The following is a 17,897-nucleotide window of genomic DNA, read 5'->3' on the forward strand; positions in this document are numbered from 1 at the left end:
GATCGCATGGGTCTGCCACCCGATTTGAAAGGATCAGGCGCGCAACGTACCACCCGTGGTCTTCTCGACATTGCCGACGATCTTGCCCGTCAGTGCCTCGAAGTCCTCGTCCGTCAGGGTCTTGTCGACCGGCTGGATCAGCACTTCGATGGCCACCGATTTCCGGCCTTCGCCGAGCGAGGCGCCCTCGAAGACGTCGAAGACGTTGACGCCGGTGATCAGCTTGCGGTCGGCGCTCGATGCGGCCTTGATGATCGCACCCGCTTCGACGCTGCTGTCGACCACGAAGGCGAAGTCACGCTTGACCACCTGGAAGGGCGAAAGCTCGAGCGGCGGCTTGGTGCGGGTCGCCTTCTTCTTCGGCTCGGGCATGGCATCGAGATAGACCTCGAAGCCGCAGAGCGCTCCCGATACGTCGAGGCTCCCGAGCGTCTTCGGATGGAATTCGCCGAAATAGCCGAGCACGACCTTCGGACCCATCTTGATCGTGCCGGAGCGACCGGGATGGTACCAGGCCGGACCACCGGTCTCGATCTGCACGTTGGTCATCGGCATGCCGCAGGCTTCCAGCACAGCAAGCGCATCGGCCTTGGCATCGAACACGTCGACCGGCTTGCCGCCGCCCTTTGCGTTGTTGGACCAGAGCCGTCCGGCGCCGACGATCGAGGCGGTCCCGCGGCGCACGCCGCCGGCTACGCGACGCTGGCCTGCCGGCGTATCGTTCTCGTAGGTCCCCGAGACCTCGAAGATCGCCACGTCACCAAACCCCTTGTCGGCATTGCGCTGGGCCGCAGCCAGAAGGCCGGGCAGCAGCGAAGGCCGCATGTCGGACATGTCGGAGGCGATCGGGTTCGCAAGCTTCAGCTTGGGCGAGCCGCCGCCGAAGAGCCTGGCCTGCTCCTCCGGGATGAACGACCAGGTAATGGCTTCCAGCATGCCGCGCGCGGCAAGCGCCCGCTTGGCGGTGCGGCTGCGGACCTGCAATGTCGTCAGGATACGACCGTTGACCGCGCCGAGGTTTTCGAGCGGCTCCGGCGTGATCTGGTCGACGCCATGAATGCGCATGACCTCTTCCACGAGATCGGCCTTGCCATCGACGTCCGGGCGCCAGGACGGCACCGAGACGGAGAAGCGGCTGCCCGATCCCTTCACCTCGAAGCCGAGGCGCGCCAGGATTTCCCGGCTTTCGTCGGCCGAGACCTCAAGGCCGGTCAGGCGCTTGACCTCCGAGGTCGGGAAGTCGACCACCTTCGGCTGGTAGCCCTTGTAGCCGACGACCTTGGCTTCCGCAGCCGTGCCGCCGCAGAGATCGAGCACCAGTTCCGTCGTGCGGTCGAGACCGGGAACCATGTATTCCGGGTCGACTCCGCGCTCGAAGCGGTAGCGGGCATCGGTGATGATGCCGAGTGTACGGCCGGACTTAGCGATGTTGATCGGGTCCCACAAAGCGGATTCGATCAGCACGTCGGTCGTGTTCTCGTCGCAGCCCGAATGTTCGCCGCCCATGATGCCGCCGATCGATTCGACGCCGTTGTCATCGGCGATCACGACGTTGTTCGGCGTCAGCTTGTATTCGCGCGTGTCGAGCGCCAGCACGGTCTCGCCGTCCAGCGCGCGGCGCACGGTCAGGTCGCCCTTCACCTTGGCGGCGTCGAAGACGTGCATCGGCCGGCCCTGGTCGAAGGTCATGTAGTTGGTGATGTCGACCAGCGCGTTGATCGGGCGAAGGCCGATCGCCTTCAGCCGCGCTTGCATCCAGGCCGGGCTTGGGCCGTTCTTGACACCGCGCACGAGGCGCAGGCCGAAACCGGGGCATAGGCGCTCGTCATCGAGGATGATCTTCAGGCCGACAGAGGTCTCGCCTTCCGTCTTGAAGGATGGCTTGCCATGCTGCTTCAGCGTGCCGAGGCCGGACGCCGCGAGATCGCGGGCAATGCCGTAGATGGAGGTGCAGTCGGGACGGTTCGGCGTCAGGTTGATCTCGATGACCGGATCATCCAGACCGGCATAGGTCGCGAACGACGTGCCGACCGGCGCATCTTCCGGCAGGTCGATGATGCCGTCATGACTGTCCGACATGTCGAGCTCCTTTTCGGAGCACATCATGCCGTGGCTTTCGACACCGCGGATCTTGCCGACCGCGAGCGTCACGTCGAGCCCGGGAACGTAGGTGCCCGGTCGCGCCAGCGCACCGACGAGGCCAGCGCGGGCGTTCGGCGCACCGCAGACGATCTGGATCGGCTTGCCATCACCGGCATCGACGCTCAGCACCTTGAGACGGTCGGCCTCGGGATGCTTTTCCGCCGAGAGTACCTTGGCGATGACGAACGGCTTATAGGCCGCCTTGTCGTCGATATCCTCGACCTCAAGGCCGATCGCCGTCAGGCGTTCGCAGATCTGGTCCAGGTTGGCATCGGTCTCAAGATGTTCCTTGAGCCAGGAGAGCGTAAATTTCATGTTTCTATCCCTCCCTTACGCACTCAAACCGCCGAACAGGGTCGGCATGTCGAGCGGGCGGAAGCCGTAGTGGTTCATCCAGCGAACATCGGCATTGAAGAAGTCGCGCAGGTCCGGCATGCCGTATTTCAGCATGGCAATGCGGTCGAGGCCCATGCCCCAGGCAAAGCCCTGGTACTCGTCGGGATCGAGCCCGCCGGCGCGCAGAACGTTGGGATGCACCATGCCGCAGCCGAGGATTTCCATCCAGTCGCTGCCCTCGCCGAACTTGACGATGGGGCCGGAACGGTCACACTGGATGTCCACCTCGAATGACGGCTCGGTGAACGGGAAGAAGGACGGGCGGAAGCGCATCACGACGCTGTCGACCTCGAAGAAGGTCTTGCAGAACTCCTCGAGTATCCAGCGCATATGGCCGACATGCGACTTCTTGTCGATCACCAGGCCCTCGACCTGGTGGAACATCGGCGAATGCGTCGCGTCTGAATCCTGCCGATAGGTCTTTCCGGGAATGACGATGCGGATCGGCGGCTTCTGCGCCTCCATGGTCCGCACCTGCACCGGCGACGTATGGGTGCGCAGAACCTTGCGCTCGCCGTTTTCGTCCGCCTGGAAGAAGAAGGTATCGTGCATCTCGCGGGCCGGATGGCCTTCCGGGAAATTCAGCGCCGTAAAGTTGTAGTAGTCGGTCTCGATATCCGGGCCTTCGGCGATGGAGAAGCCCATGTCGGCGAAGACAGCCGTGATCTCGTCGACAATCTGGCTGATCGGGTGAATGCGGCCCCGCTCGGCCGGCGAGGAGCGCACCGGAAGCGAAACGTCCACCGTTTCGGCCTTCAGGCGCGCGTCGATCGCCGCATCCTTCAACACCGTCTTGCGCGTGGTGATCGCGTCGGTGATCTCGTTCTTCAGCGCATTGATTGCGGCGCCGCGGCTCTGGCGCTCTTCCGGCGACATGGCGCCCAGCGTCTTCAGAAGCTCGGACACGGAGCCCTTCTTGCCCATGGCATTGACGCGCACGGCTTCGATCGCCGCCTCGTCGCCGGCTGCGGAAATCTCCGCCAGGAGCGATGTTTTCAGGTTTTCCAGATCGGACATGGTGTCTTCCGTCGATGTTCGGAGAGATTATTTCGAAGTCGTGTCGGCTGTCTGTCGCTGTCGGTCGTCAAAACCGACATGCCGCAAAAGAAAAACCCGCGCCAGCTTAAACCAGCGCGGGTTTCCCAAATCAATGAAGCAATAAGCCTGGGAAGCGCTGGTTACTTGACCGCGCTTTCAAACTCGTTGGTGGTGCCGGCGTCCTTGAGGTACGCAAGAGCCTTCTTGGAGGCTTCTACGAGGGCGCCGAAAGCTGCCGGTTCATGGATAGCCATGTCGGACAGAACCTTGCGGTCGACTTCGATGCCAGCCTTGTTGAGGCCGTCGATGAAGCGGCCGTAGGTCAGGCCGGATTCGCGGACGGCAGCGTTGATACGCTGGATCCACAGGGCGCGGAAGTTGCGCTTCTTGACCTTGCGGTCGCGGGTTGCAAACTGCCTGGAACGATCAACAGCTGCCTTAGCGGCGCGGATCGTATTCTTGCGGCGGCCGTAGAAGCCCTTGGCTGCCTTGAGGGTCTTGGTGTGCTTGGCGCGGGAAGTTACGCCACGTTTTACGCGTGCCATGTCATGATCTCCTTAAACTGATCCAAAAAGCCTGAAAGTCTCAGAGACCGTTCGGCAGGTAGTTCTTGATAACCTTCTTGCCATCTGGTTCGGCGAGGATCATCGTGCCGCGTGCATCGCGGATGAACTTGTTGGAACGCTTGATCATGCCGTGGCGCTTGCCGGCGGCAGCTGCAACGACCTTACCGGTCGCCGTGATCTTGAACCGCTTCTTAGCGGAAGACTTCGTCTTCATCTTGGGCATTTTGCTACTCCATTCTTCTAATCGAAACTGGCAGACGACGCCTGTTTCAAGCATTTAGAACGGCCTCGGCATGCCCTGCCGGACCGTTCGGACGGGCGCTTATAACCGCAGTCGGCCAAAAGCGCAACGGGTGGGCGGCTAATCTTCTACGCGATGACCGGCGTGCGGGCCGCCATCGCCGGGATCATCAACTTCACTTCAAGTCCACCCCATCGCGAGGCTGAAAGATCGAGCCTGCCACCATAGGCTTCGAGGATGTCTCCGGATATCGCAAGCCCAAGGCCGGAGCCTGCGGTGCCTTCGTCGATCCTCACTCCACGCTTCAACATCAGGTCGTAGCACCCGGGATCGGCGCCCGGCCCGTCGTCGCAAACGCTGAGCACGACATCACCCTGCGTGCGGCCTGCGGAGACTTCTATCCGCGTTCTGGCAAAGCGTACAGCGTTGTCGAGCACATTGCCCAATGCTTCTGCAATATCTGCGGGATCCGCCTGAACCGTCAGCGCCGGATCGATATCGAGATGCCAACCTATCCCCTTCTCCTCGGTGAACGGTGTCAGCACGTTCACGAGCTTTCCGGAAATACCAAGCAGCGATGTCGTGGCCATCTGCTCCACGCCCATGCGGGCCGCCTGCAGTTGACGGTCGGCACGCTGCCGAACCAGTTCGATCTGCTGCAATGCGGTGTCGCGTCGTTCCTCGGGCAAGGCTTCGACCAGATGCGACAACACCGTCAGGGGCGTTTTCAGACCGTGAGCAAGATCGCTCGCGCGTGCGCGCGCTCGCTCGATCGCAGTCTCTCGCTCGTTCAGCAGCAAGTTCATCTCTCGTACCAGCGGTTTGACTTCGCTCGGTCCTTCCGTACCGATATGCGCAGCTCGTCCGGCACGCACATCAGCGACGCGATCCCTCAGTCGCACCAAGGGCCGCAGGCCGATCCAACCCTGCAGGAATGCCGCCAAAACAAGCACGCCGCCGGTGGAAAGCAGCATCAGCCGCAAAGGCCTGTGATAGCTCTCGAGGGCCGCTTCCATCTCCATCCTGGAGAACGCCGCATAGACTGCGAAGTCCTTCCTGGAGGTCCCTTCGCCAAGGGTCATCGTTTTCATGGAGACCAGCAGCGGTAAGCCATCCGGCCCGACCGTCTCGCGAAATCCGTAATACATGTCCCTCGACAACTCATCCGCGGTGATCTCTTCGTCCCACAGGGAGCGAGACCGCAGAGGCTCTTCATCGCCATCCGGTGAAATCTGCCAGTAGCGACCGCCGACCGGGATCTGGAACCGCGAGTCGGCGGGCTCATTCTTCAATTCAAGAGCGCCATTCTCCACAGTGAGCTGTGCGGCCAGGGAGTCCATGACCGATGTCATCTCGTTGGAATACTGAGCGGCCAGATAGTCCGTGAACAAATGGCTGAGCACCGCCCAGACGAGCGTCAGCGCGAGCGCAATCGCGACGAGCGCTCCGGCAGCCAGGCGAAAATGCAGCGAGTGGATCACTTTGGTCGCTCCGGAAGAACATACCCAAAGCCGCGGCGGGTCTCGATGGCATCGCTATCCGTCTTTTTTCGCAACCGTGCCACCATGACCTCGACGGCATTCTTGGCGGCATCGTCGTCTCGGCCTTGAACCTGGCTGGCCAGCTCGGTTGGGCTGAGCACCTCGCCCGGCTTGCCGATGAAAAGCGCGATCATCCTGTATTCCAGCGGGCTGAGGTCGAGTTCGCGTCCGTCAAAGGTCACGCGCCTGGCGCTTTCGTCGAGTGTGAAGCGGTTGGCGGACTTGACGCGAGCCGCGACAGCGCCGGCGCGGCGCAAAAGGGCACGCAGGCGGGCCAACAATTCCTCGGTGCGAAATGGTTTCGGGAGATAGTCGTCTGCCCCCGCATCGAAGCCGTCAACGCGCTCCATCCAGGAGCCTCGCGCCGTGAGAACGAGAACTGGAGTATTGATGCCTGCGCCGCGCCAGCGCTTCAGGATGGAGAGCCCATCCATGCCCGGCAAGCCGAGGTCGAGGATGATGGCCGAGTAGTCGCCCGTCTCACCCTCTTCCCACACGTCGGGCCCACTCGCGAATACCTCGACGCGGTAACCTTCTCGCCCAAGGTTTTCGACCACATGGCCGGAAATATTGGGGTCGTCCTCCGCCAGCAGGATTCGCATGGCCCTCTAGCCTCCCAGCAAAGCTCCGTTGCGGGCGTTTACGCGCAATGTCCTGATCGCCCCGGCACCGTCGCGAACTTTCACCTGATACACATCGCTGAACACAGTCCGCCTTAGTTTGACGTCGATCACCCGCCCGTAGCGCTTTGCGTCGATACGCTCCAGAACAGTCTTCAGCGGAAGTATCTGACCGTCACGAACGGCATCGCGCGCCCGATTATAGTCGGAGTTCCGGCCGCCTCGCCCTCGCCCGCGGCCTCCGCCGTCATCATCCTCGTCATCGTCGCGATCATCCTCGTCGTCATCATCGTCATGACCACCGCCTCGTCCGCTATTATCGCTGCCGTGGCCTCCTCCGTGATCGTCACCGCCATCGTCGTCGTCATGACCGCCGTCGCGACCGGAACCAGAACTGGAACTGCCGCTCCCCGAGTTGGAACTACCACTTCCCGAGTTGGAACTACCGCTTCCCGAGTTGGACCCGGACGAACCGGACGAGCCGCTGCCGCTGGAATCGCTTTCGCCACCCCCACCACCGCCGTCGCTGTCACCGTCCTTGGCTTCGGCACGGATAATGATTGGGCCGGCAGCTGCAAACCCTGCCGCCAGCAACAACATCGTCATCAGAGTGCGACGGCTTGTGTCCATTGAGCTTCCAAATACTTCAATGCATCGACAATCGCGGAGCCTACAGTGAACCCTTTATCGCGATGAGACAAAATGCAAGAACTCCGTCGGGGTGCGACGGAGTTCTTCTTGCGAAGGAGCGCCCGGAGCACCAGGCGATCACCGCGAGGCGGGAACTATATTGACACTGGTGATCCCACCAGGATTTCGGGCAAAATCACCTCGATGGGGATGCGCGACCACCGAGCGCGTACCATGTTCAAGCTCAACCTCGACCTCGAGGCGCCGACCAAGCTGGTCTACGGCAGCAAGTGAGCCGTTCAGCAGCCCTGCAAGGCTTGCCTCGGACACCGAGAGCGTCACCTCCGGGCGATTGTCGTCGCGCCTGTCGCCGCGATGTTGGCCGGGCTCGTCTTCATCGCGATCGTTTTCAGCGCCATCATCGCGGCCGCGGCCACGGCCACGATCGTCATCGTCGTCGTCATGACCACCACGACCGCTGTGGTCGTCATCGCCGTCGTCATGACCGCCTCGACCGCCATGATCATCATCGCCGTCGTCATGACCACCTCGACCGCCGTTATCGTCACCACCACGACCGCCGCCGCCGTGGTCATCACCACCACGTCCGCCGCCACCGCTGTCGTCACTGCCACCGCTGCGGCCGGAGCCACTATTGCCGCCACCGCTGCTGCCAGAGCCGCCGCCCCCATCGCCATCATCGCTGCCGCCACGGGCAAATGCAGCGGACGAGAAGTGGTCCGGGGTGAACGCCTGGATTGCGGGGAGAGATAGGGTTACCGCGAGTGCCCCCACGGAAGCCAGTAAAGTACGTGAAATGTTCGTTTTCATGATCTTCGCCTTCTGCTCTCTTCTGTTGAGAGCAGAATGCCAAAGTCTCGCTGACAGGCCGCTGAGCGCTTTTGTCAGCATCCTGTCAGGTTTGAGCCAGCAAGCGCAGCCCAAAAAACATCAAAGCCGCCCTCACGGACGACTTTGAAAGGAGCGGTAGGGCTCGGCGCTTAACGCGGCGCAAGCACCATCATCATCTGGCGACCTTCGAGCTTCGGCTCGGCCTCGACCTTGGCGATCTCCTGCGTGTCGTCCTTGACCTGCTGCAGAAGCTTCATGCCGAGCTCCTGGTGGGCCATTTCACGGCCGCGGAAACGCAACGTCACGCGAACCTTGTCGCCGTCTTCGAAGAACCGGTTAATGGCCTTCATCTTCACCTCATAATCATGGGTGTCGATGTTCGGGCGCATCTTGATTTCTTTGATTTCGACGATCTTCTGCTTCTTGCGCGCCTCGGCAGCCTTTTTCTGGTTGGCGTATTTCAGCTTGCCCAGATCGAGAATCTTACATACCGGCGGTTCCGTGTTCGGAGAAATCTCGACAAGATCCAGTCCGGCCTCTTCAGCCATTCTCATCGCTTCGTCGGTCGCGACTACGCCAAGATTGTTACCTTCGGCATCAATGAGCTGAATCTTCGGAATCCGGATTTCCCGGTTTGAGCGCGGGCCTTCCTTGACGGGGGCATCGGCTTTGAACGGTCTGCGAATGGTCGTACTCTCCTAGGCTGTTTCCAATAAAGCGGCCAAAAACCCACGCAAAATGCACGGGCGTCGGCAATGTCGTGATCACGACGGCGAAGTCAATAGCATAGCTCCGCGAAAAAATCACCTGCTGCCGGCCGGTTGAGAATCTGATTTATAAGCCCCTCTACTAAAGGAGTACGTCATGTCGGAGCTTTACGCGATCTCGCCGCCCGAAACGAAATCGATCACCGTGGGCAGCGCGGCCGGCCACGGAAGAGAGATCGCCATTCTTTATCGCCCAGCCAGCAAGCCGGGTTCGCCGGTACTCGTCTGGCTCGGCGGCTATCGTTCAGACATGGCCGGCACCAAGGCGGAAGAGATGGACGCCTTCGCCGCCCGAAACGGATTAGGCGCGATCCGCTTCGACTATTCCGGTCACGGCGCCTCCGGCGGCGAATTCCGCGACGGCACCATCTCCCGCTGGCTTGAGGAAGCCGTCGCGGTTCTCGCTGCCCTCAAGCCCGAGCAGGTCGTTCTCGTCGGCTCCTCCATGGGTGGATGGATCGCGCTGCGCCTCGTTCAGGAGCTTCGCCAGCGCGGCGGCCCAAAGGTCGCAGGCCTTGTGCTCGTTGCCCCAGCCCCGGACTTCACCTCCGAACTGATCGAGCCGCACCTGACGGCGACGGAGCGCGCATCGCTTAGCGAGAAGGGGTATTTCGAGGAATACTCCGAGTACAGTCCCGAGCCCAACATCTATACGCGCGCGCTCATCGAGGACGGGCGGGTGAACCGCGTCCTGACCGGGATCATCGAAACAGGCTGCCCGGTCCACATCCTGCAGGGCATGAAGGATCCGGACGTCCCCTACCAGCACGCCCTGAAGCTCGTCGAATTCCTGCCTGCCGACGACGTCGTGCTGACATTGATCCGCGATGGCGACCACCGGCTTTCCCGGCCCCAGGATATTGAAAAGCTGCTCGCGGCCATCGGCGCCATCACACATTATGACTAAAAAATAAGCTGAGGCTAAAAAGCACCACTCTTAACCATATTCGATATCTTAATGGATCGTTAAAAGTTGAGCGATTGACAGTCCCGCCCCAAGCATCTTAACCTTTTGTTAAGACTTGAAGGGACGGGTCCATGAAAATTGCCATGAAGGCACAGCTTATAGCTGTGGTCCTCGCATCTATTCTTGCGCCGACGACCGCAGCAGTTCCGGCAGCCCGCGCACAGGCCAGTATGGTCACGGGCGCGGTTACCTCTCAGCCGATTGGTCACTACGAATTCTGCCGGCAGAAGCCCAACGAGTGCAACAAGCGCCTCGCTTCTTCTCCCGCGCCGAAGCTGACCCCGCGCGGATGGTCGCTCATGAAGAGCGTCAACGCCTCCGTGAACAACCGGATCACCGCGATGACCGACAAGGAAATCTACGGGCGCGAAGAGGTTTGGGCCTATCCGAAAGACGCCGGCGATTGCGAGGATTACGCGCTGGTCAAGCGTCGCGAGCTGGCCGCCAAGGGCTTTTCACTCGCAGATCTGCTCATCACTGTCGTACGCAAGCCTGATGGCGAAGGCCACGCAGTGCTGACGGTTCGCACCGAGCAGGGCGATTTCGTGCTCGACAATCTTCATAACGAAGTAAAGCCCTGGTACGAGACGTCCTATACTTTCCTGAAGCGCCAGGCCTCGTTCCACACGGGCCGCTGGGTCAGCATTGAAAACGGACGCGACGTGGTGGTCGGCGCCCTGCGCTGATCCTGTCGACAGATCAATCCAACAAAATGCCGGGCCTGCCCGGCATTTTTTGTTGCGTTCGACCATCGCACGTCGGGTTCTCAGCCGTTGCCGGGTGCCGACTTACCATCTTCGAAGCTGTAGTGAAGACGGACGCACCCCTTGTCGATCGCCTTTGCGCTGATCAGTCTGGGAGTGCGGCGGCGGCCCGTCGCAGGAAACAGCGGTCGTCCGCCACCGAGCAGTTCGGGGATGACGTAGATCTCGATCTCGTCCAGCGCGTCCTTCTCGAGGAACGCCATCTGCAATTTTCCGCCGCCGAGCATCCAGACATCGCCATCGTCGAGCGCCCGCAATTCCGCAATGAGGGCGTCAACATCATTGCGGACCTCCAGTTCTCCCTTGGGTTGCTGGATCGGATTTGAGGTGACGACGAAAACCCGCTGATCACCATAGGCCCACGGCGCCGGATCGTTCGCCATGAACTCATATGTGCCGCGTCCCATGACTATGGTGCGGATGCGCTTGATGAACGACCGGTAGTCATACTCCCCCAGATCCATGTCGTCATACTTGAAGAGCCAATCCAGCTTGTCGTCCTCGGTGGCGATAAAGCCATCGAGGCTGCTGGCGATATACCCGAGAATTCGCGCCATCTGATCCTCCTCCTCGCGATCGGCTGCTCGCCCGTTCGTGCCCTGTGGCGCGAACACGCATGGCGATTTGCGTGGGAGAATACCGGCAAATTCCAATCGTCCAATGTGCGAAATCTTGGATTGCCCTATCCGTGGCCGATGATGATGCCCGCGGCCAGAACGAGTGAGCCGCCAAGCACGACCTGCATCACGGCGCGCATGAAGGGCGTCTCCATGTAGCGGTTCTGAATGAAGGCAATCGCCCAAAGCTCGAAGAAGACCACGACTACGGCCAGGATGGTGGCCGTCCAGAAATGCGGAATGAGATAGGGAAGCGTGTGACCGAGGCCACCGATCGTGGTCATGATGCCCGAGGCAAGTCCGCGCCTTACCGGCGAACCTCGACCGGAAATCCTTCCGTCGTCATGCGCCGCCTCGGTGAAGCCCATGGAAATTCCGGCGCCGACCGAGGCCGACAGACCGATCAGGAACGTCGACCAGGTATCCTGGGTGGCGAATGCCGCCGCAAAGATCGGCGCAAGGGTGGAGACGGAACCGTCCATCAACCCGGCCAGGCCCGGCTGCACATAGGTGAGGATGAACCGCCGGTGGGCCGACTCATCCTCTTCCGAACGCTCTTCCTCGCCGACATGTTTCTCTTCCAGCATGCGGGCGATATCCTCATGCCCCTGTTCGGCAAGCGCGAGATCACCCAGCAAGCGGCGGGTCGGCGCGTCGCTGACGCGCTTGGCCGCTTCCGTATAGAAACGGAAGGCCTGCTGTTCCATCGCTTCCGCCTGCTGGCGGATCTTCTCGAGCGAAAGGTTGCGGACCAGCCAGTCCGGTCGGCGCGTGTAAAAGCCACGCACATGCTCGCGGCGGATCAAGGGAATCCGCTCGCCGAAGCGGGAGCGGAACATCTCGATCAGCATGTTCTTATGGGTCTGCTCGACTTCGGCCATGTCCTCGAACACTTTGGCGGACGCCGGATAGCGGTCACGCAGATTATAGGCATAGGCCTGGTAGATGCGCGCGTCCTCCTCCTCCGCACCGATGGCGAGCGCCAGGATCTCCTCCTCCGTCAGGGTATCGAGCGAACGGCGAGCGGCGGGAATGAAGGCAGGCAGAAGGGCGAAAAACATGGGAAATCTCTATTTAGAATTATTCTAAACTAACTTAGTTTGACCTCTGGTTCAAGTGGGGAACCGCGACTACACGCAAGAGGACACAAAGACGTCAGGCGCAATTTTCGCAAAAGCAGACGCGCTGCCGGCGCAATTATTGCCGTTTCGGACTTGCTGTTGCCGAAATGATCGCATTAGAAGGTACCCAAACGCCGGCCCGCAGCCGGGTCCGTATAGAAAGGCATGCATTTTCATGAACCGCAGAAAATTCTTCCGCCAGGCAGGAACCGCCGGCGTCGGCGCCCTGGCTGCAACAAGCCTGGCAGCTCCGGCCATCGCCCAGGAAAACCCGAAGATCACCTGGCGCATGACCTCGTCCTTCACCAAGGGTCTCGACATCCTGTTCGGTGCGGGCCAGATCGTCGCCGATCACGTCAAGGAAGCGTCGGGCGGAAGCTTCACGATCCAGCATTTCGCCGGCGGTGAAATCGTCCCCGCGCTGCAGGCAGCCGACGCAGTCTCGTCAGGCACGGTCGAAATGGCCCATACCTGCGCCTATTACTATGTCGGCAAGGACCCGACCTTTGCTCTGGGCACCTCTATCCCCTTCGGTCTCAATGCCCGCCAGACCAATGCATGGTTCAATCAGGCAGGCGGCAACGAACTTCTGAACGAGTTCCTGGCCGGCCATAACATCTACTCCATCCTGCTGGGCAATACCGGTGCCCAGATGGGCGGCTGGTTCCGCAAGGAAATCAACACGATCGATGACCTTAAGGGTCTGAAGATGCGCATTGCCGGCCTCACTGGCCAGGTCATGGAGAAGGTCGGCGTCACGCCGCAGCAGATCGCCGGCGGCGACGTCTACGCAGCGCTGGAAAAAGGCACGATCGACGCCACCGAGTTCGTCGGCCCCTATGACGACCAGAAGCTCGGCTTCCACAAGGTCGCGAAATATTACTACTACCCCGCGTGGTGGGAAGGCGGCCCGGCCGTTCATGCCTTTGTCAATCTCGACAAGTTCAACGGTCTGCCGGAAAACTACAAGCGCATGCTGAAGGATGCCTGCGCTGCCGGAAGCGCCAGCATGCTGGAGCGCTACGACGCCAAGAATGCGACCGCACTGAAGCAACTCGTTGCCGAAGGCGCCATCCTTCGCCCGTTCAGCCAGGACATCCTCGATACCTGCTACGCTGCAGCGCTGGAGACCTATGCCGAGATTTCGGCAAGCAACCCGGCCTTCAAGAAGATCTACGACAGCCAGCAGGCGTTCAAGAAGGACGCCTATCTCTGGGCGCAGATCGCCGAGTACACCTACGACACCTTCATGATGATCCAGCAGCGCAACGGCAAGCTCTGACAAGAGCCTTCACCCTGAAAAGCCCGGAGCATTGCTTCGGGCTTTCTCGTTCTCACTCAGCCGTGGGGGTATGCCGGTCGCTAGACGCCTGCGCCCTCAGGTGGCCTGCATCGCGGGCCGGCGGTACGCCGAACTGGCGCGAATATTCCCGAGTGAACTGGGTTACGCTTTCATAACCGACCGAATAGGCGACGCGTGCGGTATCGCCGGGCTCTGCCAATAGCCGGCGACGGGCTTCAAGCAGCCTGATCCGTTTTTGGTACTGGATCGGGCTTAAGGCAGTCACCTCCTTGAAGTGGCGATAAAAGGCAGAGGCACTCATTCCAGCCAGGCCGGCAAGTTCCTCCACCTTCAGCGGCGCGTCGAAATGGTGCCGGATATGGCCGATTGCTCGCCGGATCTGCCCGGAACGGCTTTCGGGCCGAACCAGCTGGTGGATCATGGCCCCTTGCGGTCCCTGCAGCAGGCGGTAGAGGATTTCGCGCTCGAACAGCGGCGCAAGCACCCCGATGTCCTCAGGTTTGTCGAGCAGGCGGACGAAGCGCAACCATGCATCGGCAAGCTCCGGGGTGACAAGGCTGGTGCCGAAAGCCGCGGTGCAGGAGGTCTCGACCTCGTCGCGCATATCCAAGAGGATCTCGGCGATCATTCCCATGTCGAGTTTCAGGCTTAACGCCAGATAGGGCTTGTCCGGGCTCGCTTCGACGATCTGGTCGGATGCCGGCAGTTCGACGGATGAGACAAAATAACTGGCCTGATCATAATGAAGTGCCTGATCCCCGATCAGGACGCATTTTGCGCCCTGCAATACAAGGCACAGCATCGGCTCGTAGAAGCCCGGCACCATCGCCGTCCTACCCGTTCCCTTCGTGATGAGGAGGCGGGGCACGCGCGTGGCCGTCTGCCCATTGTCGGCGTGCCTACGAACCAGTTCGCGGATTTCATCGAAGGGCGTCGTCATCGATCTGTGATGCCAGTCGCCTGAACCGCCGACAAGAGGCAAGCCGCTTTACGGCGACGACCCGAGAGGATTGGGCAAGAAATCGATAGTTTTTGGCTCACGCCGAGCGAGCTTCTGTAGGCATTTCTATACTCTCACAGGAGCACTTATCATGACCGACAAGAAAACCGCGCTGGTGACCGGCGCCAACAAGGGCATCGGCTTCGAAATTTCGCGGCGCATGGCTGCCGAAGGCTATCGTGTCTGGCTCGGCTGCCGCGATGTCCAACGCGGCGCGGCTGCCGTTGCCACGCTGCGCGACGCCGGTCACGACGTACATCTTCTCGAGCTGGACGTGGCGAGCGATGCCAGCGTTGCGCGTGCTATCGCCGAGCTTTCGCAACAAACGGATCATCTGGACGCACTGGTGAACAATGCCGGTCTTGGCATCGGGTTCGAGTTTTCGCCGCTGGACGAGCCTATCGGCACTATCAAGGCAGTGTACGAGACCAATACGTTCGGACCGATCCGGGTGACCCAGGCCGCATTGCCGCTCCTCAAGGCGTCGGCTGCGCCACGCGTCGTCATGCTGAGCAGCGAGCTTGGCTCCCTTCATGCCGCCCTGGATCCGGAGAACGAATTCTTCGAGACCAATGTGCTTGGCTACAATTCGTCCAAAACCGCACTCAATGCCATCACCGTCTCGCTTGCCAAGGCAGCCGCACCTTTCGGGATCAAGATCAACGCTGTCGATCCGGGTTTTACGGCAACGGATATGACTGATCACGCCGGTTACCGCACCGTCGGACAGGCCGCTGAAACTGCCGTGCGGCTCGCCACGCTCGGATCGAGCGGTCCCACAGCCGGCTATTTCAAGGACGAGGCTACGCTCGCCTGGTAGGCTCCGCGGCCCGAGCCGGCTTCCGATGGGAGGATAGCTTCACAAGCTCGTTGAATCTGCTTGCTGTTCCCGAAACGAAAGGACTAAGACCACGGCAAACATTTTTGTGCGGTGGAGGATTTCATGGATCGCAGACGTTTCTTCAAGCAGGCGGCCACGGCCAGTGTCGGCGCTGCAGCCGCCACTGCACTCGCAGCTCCGGCCATCGCCCAGGACAGGCCGAAGATTACCTGGCGACTGACGTCCTCCTTCCCGAAAAACCTCGACATCATCTTTGGTGCGGCGACCGAAATCGCTGAAAGCGTCAAGAACGCTACCGATGGCCAGTTCAACATCCAGGTCTTTGCGGCCGGCGAGATCGTTCCTGGCCTGCAAGCCGCCGACGCGGTCGCCAGCGGCACGGTCGAGATGGCGCATACCTGTTCCTATTATTACATCGGCCAGGATCCGGCCTTCGCCCTTGGAACGGCCATCCCGTTCGGCCTCAATGCCCGCATGACCAATGCGTGGTTCACCACCGGCGGCACGGACCTCATCAACGAGTTCCTGGCACCCCGCAATCTTTACGCCCTGCCTGCCGGCAACAGCGGCACCCAGATGGGCGGCTGGTTCCGCAAGGAAATCAACACGATCGACGACCTGAAGGGCCTCAAGATGCGCATCGCCGGACTGGCGGGCCAGGTCTTGACAAAGGTCGGCGTGACCCCGCAGCAGATCGCCGGCGGCGATGTCTACCCGGCGCTGGAGAAGGGCACGATCGACGCCACCGAATTCGTCGGACCCTATGACGATCTGAAGCTCGGCTTCCACAAGGTGGCAAAGTACTATTACTATCCGGCCTGGTGGGAAGGCGGCCCGGCCATGCACGCCTTCTTCAACCTCGAAAAGTTCAATGCCCTGCCGAAGAGCTACCAGCAGATCCTCACCAACGCCTGCGCCTCGGCGAACAACGACATGCTCGCCAACTACGATGCCCAGAACGCCAAGGCTCTGAAACAGCTCGTCGCCGAAGGTGCGATCCTCAGGCCGTTCAGCCAGGACATCATGGACGCCTGCTACGCGGCCGCCATGGAAACCTATGCCGAACTGTCCGAGACGAGCCCGGCATTCAAGAAGCTTTACGACAGCCAGCTGGCGTTCAAGAAGGACGCCTATCTCTGGGCGCAGGTGGCGGAATACACCTACGACACCTTCATGATGATCCAGCAGCGCAGCGGCAAGCTCTAGGGCTGCAGACCACCGCGAACATGCCTCCAAGAAGCCCCGACTTTCGGGGCTTCTTCCGTCAGGAATTTCTGCTCTTCAGGGAAGTTTCACGGAACTCCGCTTCCGCCTGATCCGTTATGGATCTGCAATACGGAGGCATACCCATGGCATATCACCATACCTCACGGCCGCGCCCCAGGGGCGGTTTCAGTTCCGCTGTCCTCTTCATCTTTTTCGTCATCGCCGGCGGCAGCTTTCTAGCCGCCATGCTCGACAGGGAGCAGCCCGCCTCTACCCGTGTCTATCTGGCGGAGGACATCTCGCCTGCGGCTGCAGCCCGCTAGGTTGAGTACCCGCACAGGCATCGAGAAGGCCTCAGTCCAGGAAGTGCCAGACGCGTGATCCATACAGGATCACGACCGCCGCGATGGGCATCGCACTCAGCAGAACCAACAGCTGGTAGACAGGAAATGCCGCATGTCCCTCGTGGATGAAAATAGCCACGACGACCCCGGCGGCGGCAAGAATGGCTTCGGCAATCAATGTAAGCATGATGCACCTCGATCGATCTCCTCGACAGTGTCATCATTTTACGCCTGCCCGCACCGCAGCGGTTGATCTTGCTCAAGCCGGGACGCAACAGGATCGCACGAAGCGGAGCTTCTGAAGCTCACAGTCGACGCCGGCCAGATTTTGTCGTCTTTCGGCCCCGCTTTCGCACCGAACAGGCGGGGGACATGAGGTTAGCCGACGGTGGCCGAGTGCGTCAGGCAATGCGCTTGTAGAACAACGTGGTGCCACAGAAGCCGCCGTCCGGCCACAACGCATAGTCGGGGATAACCCCGACACGCTCCCAGCCGAAGCGCGGATAGATCGCCTCGGCGTCGCTGCCGGTCGCCGTGTCTAGCACCAGCAGCGTCCGGCCCCGGCGCGCAGCCTCGGCTTCGACCGCTTCCATCAGCTTGCGCGCCAACCCGAGCCCGCGTGCGCTGCGATGGACGAGGAGCTTCATCAGGTCGCCCCGATGCGGCTGGTTCGGCTTCGACGCCAGTCCCACCTGCACCGTGCCGACCACACGCTCATCCACCTCCGCCACGGCGAGAACAATACCCCCCTCGCCAATGCCGCGCGCGATATCCCGCCAATAGCCCGCACCGTCCTGTGGCTGGAACGGCAGCATGAAGCCCAGGGATGCGCCGCCATTGATGCAATCGGAGAGGGTCTCGCACAGGTCGGGTATCGCTGCCCGGGCTTCGTCTGCGTCAAGAATTCGGATCGTCGTCGTCATCTCTGTCGTCTCGTCAGG

General features: G+C 61.1%; 20 protein-coding genes. 7 read left to right on the forward strand and 13 right to left on the reverse strand.

Going from position 1 to position 17,897, the window contains the following annotated elements:
• Positions 1–33: 33 nt before the first annotated feature.
• The 7 genes from pheT to LH464_RS03595 all read right to left on the reverse strand — a co-directional run bounded on the left by pheT (position 34) and on the right by LH464_RS03595 (position 7,174).
• Positions 34–2,457 (reverse strand): phenylalanine--tRNA ligase subunit beta, encoded by a 2,424-nt coding sequence (gene pheT / locus LH464_RS03565; protein ID WP_226784995.1) that lies wholly within the window; start codon positions 2,455–2,457, stop codon positions 34–36.
• A gap of 15 nt (positions 2,458–2,472) precedes the next feature.
• Positions 2,473–3,555 (reverse strand): phenylalanine--tRNA ligase subunit alpha, encoded by a 1,083-nt coding sequence (pheS, locus tag LH464_RS03570; RefSeq protein ID WP_226784996.1) that lies wholly within the window; start codon positions 3,553–3,555, stop codon positions 2,473–2,475.
• Between the two features lie 161 nt (positions 3,556–3,716).
• Complete coding sequence (gene rplT, locus LH464_RS03575; RefSeq protein WP_226784997.1) at positions 3,717–4,121, reverse strand: 50S ribosomal protein L20; 405 nt, start codon at positions 4,119–4,121, stop codon at positions 3,717–3,719.
• A 40-nt stretch (positions 4,122–4,161) separates the two neighbouring features.
• Positions 4,162–4,365, reverse strand: coding sequence for a 50S ribosomal protein L35 (gene rpmI / locus LH464_RS03580; protein WP_139675803.1), 204 nt, complete (start codon positions 4,363–4,365; stop codon positions 4,162–4,164).
• 146 nt (positions 4,366–4,511) lie between these two features.
• Positions 4,512–5,864, reverse strand: a complete 1,353-nt coding sequence (locus LH464_RS03585) for an ATP-binding protein (protein WP_226784998.1) — start codon at positions 5,862–5,864, stop codon at positions 4,512–4,514.
• Positions 5,861–6,526 carry a response regulator transcription factor gene (locus LH464_RS03590; protein WP_226784999.1) on the reverse strand — a complete coding sequence of 222 codons (666 nt, stop codon included), beginning with the start codon at positions 6,524–6,526 and terminating at the stop codon, positions 5,861–5,863. Before LH464_RS03590 ends, LH464_RS03585 begins: the two co-directional genes overlap by 4 nt.
• 6 nt (positions 6,527–6,532) lie before the next feature.
• Positions 6,533–7,174: a PepSY domain-containing protein gene (locus LH464_RS03595; RefSeq protein WP_226785000.1), complete on the reverse strand. Its 642-nt coding sequence runs from the start codon at positions 7,172–7,174 to the stop codon at positions 6,533–6,535.
• Positions 7,175–7,549: 375 nt separating this feature from the next.
• Between LH464_RS03595 and LH464_RS03600 the strand changes: the two genes are divergently transcribed.
• Positions 7,550–7,948: a hypothetical protein gene (locus LH464_RS03600; RefSeq protein ID WP_226785001.1), complete on the forward strand. Its 399-nt coding sequence runs from the start codon at positions 7,550–7,552 to the stop codon at positions 7,946–7,948.
• Between the two features lie 227 nt (positions 7,949–8,175).
• Here LH464_RS03600 and infC read toward each other — a convergent pair whose 3' ends face one another.
• Positions 8,176–8,712, reverse strand: a complete 537-nt coding sequence (gene infC, locus LH464_RS03605; RefSeq protein WP_226785084.1) for a translation initiation factor IF-3 — start codon at positions 8,710–8,712, stop codon at positions 8,176–8,178.
• Positions 8,713–8,890: 178 nt separating this feature from the next.
• Here infC and LH464_RS03610 point away from each other — a divergent pair, with 178 nt between their 5' ends.
• On the forward strand, positions 8,891–9,700 hold the full coding sequence (locus LH464_RS03610; protein WP_226785002.1) for an alpha/beta hydrolase: 810 nt from the start codon (positions 8,891–8,893) through the stop codon (positions 9,698–9,700).
• 143 nt (positions 9,701–9,843) lie between these two features.
• Positions 9,844–10,446, forward strand: coding sequence for a transglutaminase-like cysteine peptidase (locus LH464_RS03615; protein ID WP_226785085.1), 603 nt, complete (start codon positions 9,844–9,846; stop codon positions 10,444–10,446).
• 80 nt (positions 10,447–10,526) lie between these two features.
• On the opposite strand, the gene LH464_RS03620 is transcribed toward LH464_RS03615, so the two are convergent.
• Together LH464_RS03620 and mbfA are read right to left on the reverse strand one after the other, a co-directional pair.
• Positions 10,527–11,081 (reverse strand): dihydrofolate reductase family protein, encoded by a 555-nt coding sequence (locus LH464_RS03620; RefSeq protein ID WP_226785003.1) that lies wholly within the window; start codon positions 11,079–11,081, stop codon positions 10,527–10,529.
• Between the two features lie 125 nt (positions 11,082–11,206).
• Positions 11,207–12,202, reverse strand: coding sequence for an iron exporter MbfA (gene mbfA, locus LH464_RS03625; protein ID WP_226785004.1), 996 nt, complete (start codon positions 12,200–12,202; stop codon positions 11,207–11,209).
• 235 nt (positions 12,203–12,437) lie between these two features.
• Here mbfA and LH464_RS03630 point away from each other — a divergent pair, with 235 nt between their 5' ends.
• Complete coding sequence (locus tag LH464_RS03630; RefSeq protein ID WP_226785005.1) at positions 12,438–13,544, forward strand: TRAP transporter substrate-binding protein; 1,107 nt, start codon at positions 12,438–12,440, stop codon at positions 13,542–13,544.
• A 52-nt stretch (positions 13,545–13,596) separates the two neighbouring features.
• On the opposite strand, the gene LH464_RS03635 is transcribed toward LH464_RS03630, so the two are convergent.
• A complete protein-coding gene (locus LH464_RS03635; protein ID WP_226785006.1) occupies positions 13,597–14,505 on the reverse strand; it encodes an AraC family transcriptional regulator in 909 nt (302 codons plus the stop codon).
• 151 nt (positions 14,506–14,656) lie between these two features.
• On the opposite strand from LH464_RS03635, the gene LH464_RS03640 reads away from it, so the two are divergent.
• The 3 genes from LH464_RS03640 (at position 14,657) to LH464_RS03650 (ending at position 16,935) form a co-directional block, all read left to right on the forward strand.
• Complete coding sequence (locus LH464_RS03640; protein ID WP_226785007.1) at positions 14,657–15,385, forward strand: SDR family oxidoreductase; 729 nt, start codon at positions 14,657–14,659, stop codon at positions 15,383–15,385.
• A 123-nt stretch (positions 15,386–15,508) separates the two neighbouring features.
• Positions 15,509–16,612: a TRAP transporter substrate-binding protein gene (locus tag LH464_RS03645; protein ID WP_226785008.1), complete on the forward strand. Its 1,104-nt coding sequence runs from the start codon at positions 15,509–15,511 to the stop codon at positions 16,610–16,612.
• Between the two features lie 143 nt (positions 16,613–16,755).
• A complete protein-coding gene (locus LH464_RS03650) occupies positions 16,756–16,935 on the forward strand; it encodes a hypothetical protein (RefSeq protein ID WP_226785009.1) in 180 nt (59 codons plus the stop codon).
• A 31-nt stretch (positions 16,936–16,966) separates the two neighbouring features.
• On the opposite strand, the gene LH464_RS03655 is transcribed toward LH464_RS03650, so the two are convergent.
• Both LH464_RS03655 and LH464_RS03660 read right to left on the reverse strand, forming a co-directional pair.
• Positions 16,967–17,143 carry a hypothetical protein gene (locus LH464_RS03655; RefSeq protein WP_226785010.1) on the reverse strand — a complete coding sequence of 59 codons (177 nt, stop codon included), beginning with the start codon at positions 17,141–17,143 and terminating at the stop codon, positions 16,967–16,969.
• A 214-nt stretch (positions 17,144–17,357) separates the two neighbouring features.
• Entirely contained in the window at positions 17,358–17,879 is a 522-nt protein-coding gene (locus tag LH464_RS03660) for a GNAT family N-acetyltransferase (protein WP_226785086.1), read from the reverse strand.
• Positions 17,880–17,897 lie beyond the last annotated feature (18 nt).

The organism is Pseudorhizobium xiangyangii, from assembly GCF_020531965.1.
Taxonomy (GTDB): domain Bacteria; phylum Pseudomonadota; class Alphaproteobacteria; order Rhizobiales; family Rhizobiaceae; genus Neorhizobium; species Neorhizobium xiangyangii.

Coding starts and splice junctions, on each gene's coding strand:
- LH464_RS03615 (WP_226785085.1), top strand. CDS start 9,844: ATGAAGGCACAGCTTATAGCTGTGGTCCTCGCATCTATTCTTGCGCCG.
- LH464_RS03645 (WP_226785008.1), top strand. CDS start 15,509: ATGGATCGCAGACGTTTCTTCAAGCAGGCGGCCACGGCCAGTGTCGGC.
- LH464_RS03620 (WP_226785003.1), bottom strand. CDS start 11,081: ATGGCGCGAATTCTCGGGTATATCGCCAGCAGCCTCGATGGCTTTATC.
- LH464_RS03650 (WP_226785009.1), top strand. CDS start 16,756: ATGGCATATCACCATACCTCACGGCCGCGCCCCAGGGGCGGTTTCAGT.
- LH464_RS03600 (WP_226785001.1), top strand. CDS start 7,550: ATGTTGGCCGGGCTCGTCTTCATCGCGATCGTTTTCAGCGCCATCATC.
- LH464_RS03655 (WP_226785010.1), bottom strand. CDS start 17,143: ATGCTTACATTGATTGCCGAAGCCATTCTTGCCGCCGCCGGGGTCGTC.
- LH464_RS03595 (WP_226785000.1), bottom strand. CDS start 7,174: ATGGACACAAGCCGTCGCACTCTGATGACGATGTTGTTGCTGGCGGCA.
- rplT (WP_226784997.1), bottom strand. CDS start 4,121: ATGGCACGCGTAAAACGTGGCGTAACTTCCCGCGCCAAGCACACCAAG.
- pheS (WP_226784996.1), bottom strand. CDS start 3,555: ATGTCCGATCTGGAAAACCTGAAAACATCGCTCCTGGCGGAGATTTCC.
- LH464_RS03610 (WP_226785002.1), top strand. CDS start 8,891: ATGTCGGAGCTTTACGCGATCTCGCCGCCCGAAACGAAATCGATCACC.
- rpmI (WP_139675803.1), bottom strand. CDS start 4,365: ATGCCCAAGATGAAGACGAAGTCTTCCGCTAAGAAGCGGTTCAAGATC.
- pheT (WP_226784995.1), bottom strand. CDS start 2,457: ATGAAATTTACGCTCTCCTGGCTCAAGGAACATCTTGAGACCGATGCC.
- mbfA (WP_226785004.1), bottom strand. CDS start 12,202: ATGTTTTTCGCCCTTCTGCCTGCCTTCATTCCCGCCGCTCGCCGTTCG.
- LH464_RS03590 (WP_226784999.1), bottom strand. CDS start 6,526: ATGCGAATCCTGCTGGCGGAGGACGACCCCAATATTTCCGGCCATGTG.
- LH464_RS03660 (WP_226785086.1), bottom strand. CDS start 17,879: ATGACGACGACGATCCGAATTCTTGACGCAGACGAAGCCCGGGCAGCG.
- LH464_RS03635 (WP_226785006.1), bottom strand. CDS start 14,505: ATGACGACGCCCTTCGATGAAATCCGCGAACTGGTTCGTAGGCACGCC.
- LH464_RS03640 (WP_226785007.1), top strand. CDS start 14,657: ATGACCGACAAGAAAACCGCGCTGGTGACCGGCGCCAACAAGGGCATC.
- LH464_RS03630 (WP_226785005.1), top strand. CDS start 12,438: ATGAACCGCAGAAAATTCTTCCGCCAGGCAGGAACCGCCGGCGTCGGC.